The sequence below is a fragment of the Streptomyces sp. SM1 genome (assembly GCF_002910825.1).
GTDB lineage: Bacteria > Actinomycetota > Actinomycetes > Streptomycetales > Streptomycetaceae > Streptomyces > Streptomyces okerensis.
The window spans coordinates 1-2,052 of sequence record NZ_NEUB01000461.1; the positions used below are offsets into that span (position 1 = coordinate 1).

Below are 2,052 nucleotides of genomic sequence, written 5' to 3' on the forward strand. Positions count from 1 at the left end.
CCGGCGTATCCGGCGGCACCGCCGCCCGGCCGGGGGCACAAGGTGCGGAACGGGATAGCCGTGGCCGTGGCCGTGGCCGTACTGGCGAGCATCGGTGTGGGTGTGTACGCGCTGGCGGACGACGGCCCGGACAGGGGATCCGCGACCTCGCGGGCACCGGAGGGCCGGGACGGCGGCTCCGGGGGCGAGGAGCCGGAGCCGGACGCGTCCGAGCCGCCGCGGGTCGAGAGCGGGTCGGTGACCGACGCGCTGAGCGGCATCAGTCTCCCCGTCCTGGACGGCTGGTACGGCCAGGAGCTCCAGGTGGGCGCCTCGGTGACGTCGGAGGACTCGTACGACTGCCCCGGCAACACCGAGAAGAGCTGCACCAAGGGCGGCGCCTACTCGGCGCCCGCCCTCGCGCTCGGCAGCCGCGGCTCCACCGCCGAGGAGGTCGCCAAGGCGGACATCACCGCCAACGCCGAGGAGAGCTACGGCGGGGACGCGTACGGGAAGATCATCTCGCACGACGTGCTCGCGTCCAAGGCCGTGACCGTGGCCGGCCAGAAGGGCTATCTGGTGCGCTGGAAGGCGGTCACCAGCAAGGGCTCCGACGGGTTCGTGCAGTCCCTCGCGTTCCCGTCCCCCGCGCAGCCGAAGCAGATCGTCGTGGTGCGCGTCGGGGTCGACACCGACCAGACGCAAGCCGTCCTCGACGAGATCACCGAGGGCATCGAGGTGGCGTCGGCCGGCGGCGGCAACGGGCAGGACGTCTGACGCCCGGTGTCTCACGACCGGGTGGAGCACCCCTCCGCTCAGGAGGGTGCCCCACCCGGCCGGGCTGCGCGCCGCCCCCGTCCCCACGGTGCGGCGCGGCCGGGCCGCCGTCCGGTCGTGCCGGGAGCGGCGGCCCGAGTCTCAATCGAGGCCGAGTGCCGGCAGTACGGCGGCCTCCACGAAGCGGACCAGATAGTCCGGGTCGGCGTTGCGCCCCTCCAGCAGGGGCCGGACCCGCAGCACGCCGAAGATCTGTGCCGGGACGTACTCCAGCGCCGGGTTCTCCGCGTCGGCCTCGCCGCGTTCGACCCCGCGCCGCAGGATCCGGTCCAGCGCGGCGAGCTCCGGGTCGACCAGTGCCTCGCGCAGTGCCCGCGCCAGTTCCCTGTCCCGGGTGACCGCGTGTCCGAGCGCCTGGAGCAGTGCGGTGTCCTTCGGCGACCACTCCGCCGCGCACCGGGCCGCCTCCCGCAGGTCCCCGGCGAGGGTGCCGGTGTCGATACGGTCGATCCGCGCCTGCCGGCTGGACCGCAGGGCCGCGGCGACGAACCGGGGTTTGGTCCGCCACTGCCGGTAGAGCGTCGACTTGCTGCACCGCGTGCTGGCGGCGACGCCCTCCATGCTCACGGCGTCGTAGCCGCATTCCCGGATCTGGTCCAGCACGGCGTCGAAGAACTCCCGCTCGCGCTCCGGCGTGATCTTGGAGCGGCGCGCGGTGCCGACCGGTGCGGGTCGGTCCACGTCCTGCGACGTCATCGGCTCTGCTCCTTGTCCCTGATGTGTCCGACATCTGCCGGTACGCCAGCCTACCGGTACGCGAACGTATCGGTACGCCAGCGTGTCGATGAAGATCGGCATCCCCGCCCCCCGTCCCTCGCGGCCCGGCCGACGTAGCCCCCGGTGCGGGATACGTCGCCCCGTCGTCGAGGACGCGGTCGAAGGCGGGCGGCGGTAGGTGGCGCGGTGACCGACGAGGTGCTCCACGGGGTGGGGCGCGGCGTCGCGGCAGGCGGGCGCCGGGGAGGAGCTCGTCCCCGACCGGGACTCGTGGCCGGACGGCTCGGCGGCGCCGCACCGGCGTACGAGCTCCGGGTCAGCCTAGGCGTCGGGTTGCCCGTACCAACTCGCCCGGCGCAGTGCGGCCTCGGTACCGGCGAGGTAGACGGCGGTGGCGAGCCACTGGGCCGCGTACCGGTCGGGTCCGCCGTCGTCGAGTCGGCCGAAGGCGTCACGGGTACGGTGCGCGGCCACCGCGCCGAGGGCGGCGACCAGGCGCGCGCCGTTGACGAAGCCGTC

Annotated in this window: 2 protein-coding genes and 1 pseudogene; 1 reads left to right on the forward strand and 2 read right to left on the reverse strand. The window is 74.3% G+C overall.

The features are described from left to right. The coding region (locus tag B9S61_RS11570) for a hypothetical protein (protein WP_258039630.1) at positions 1 to 756 on the forward strand (756 nt) is incomplete at its 5' end. Between the two features lie 141 nt (positions 757 to 897). Here the strand turns inward: B9S61_RS11570 and B9S61_RS11575 are convergent. Next, a complete protein-coding gene (locus B9S61_RS11575; protein WP_103542183.1) occupies positions 898 to 1,512 on the reverse strand; it encodes a TetR/AcrR family transcriptional regulator in 615 nt (204 codons plus the stop codon). A 342-nt stretch (positions 1,513 to 1,854) separates the two neighbouring features. After that, positions 1,855 to 2,052 (reverse strand): annotated as a pseudogene (locus B9S61_RS11580) (hypothetical protein); the annotation flags it as partial.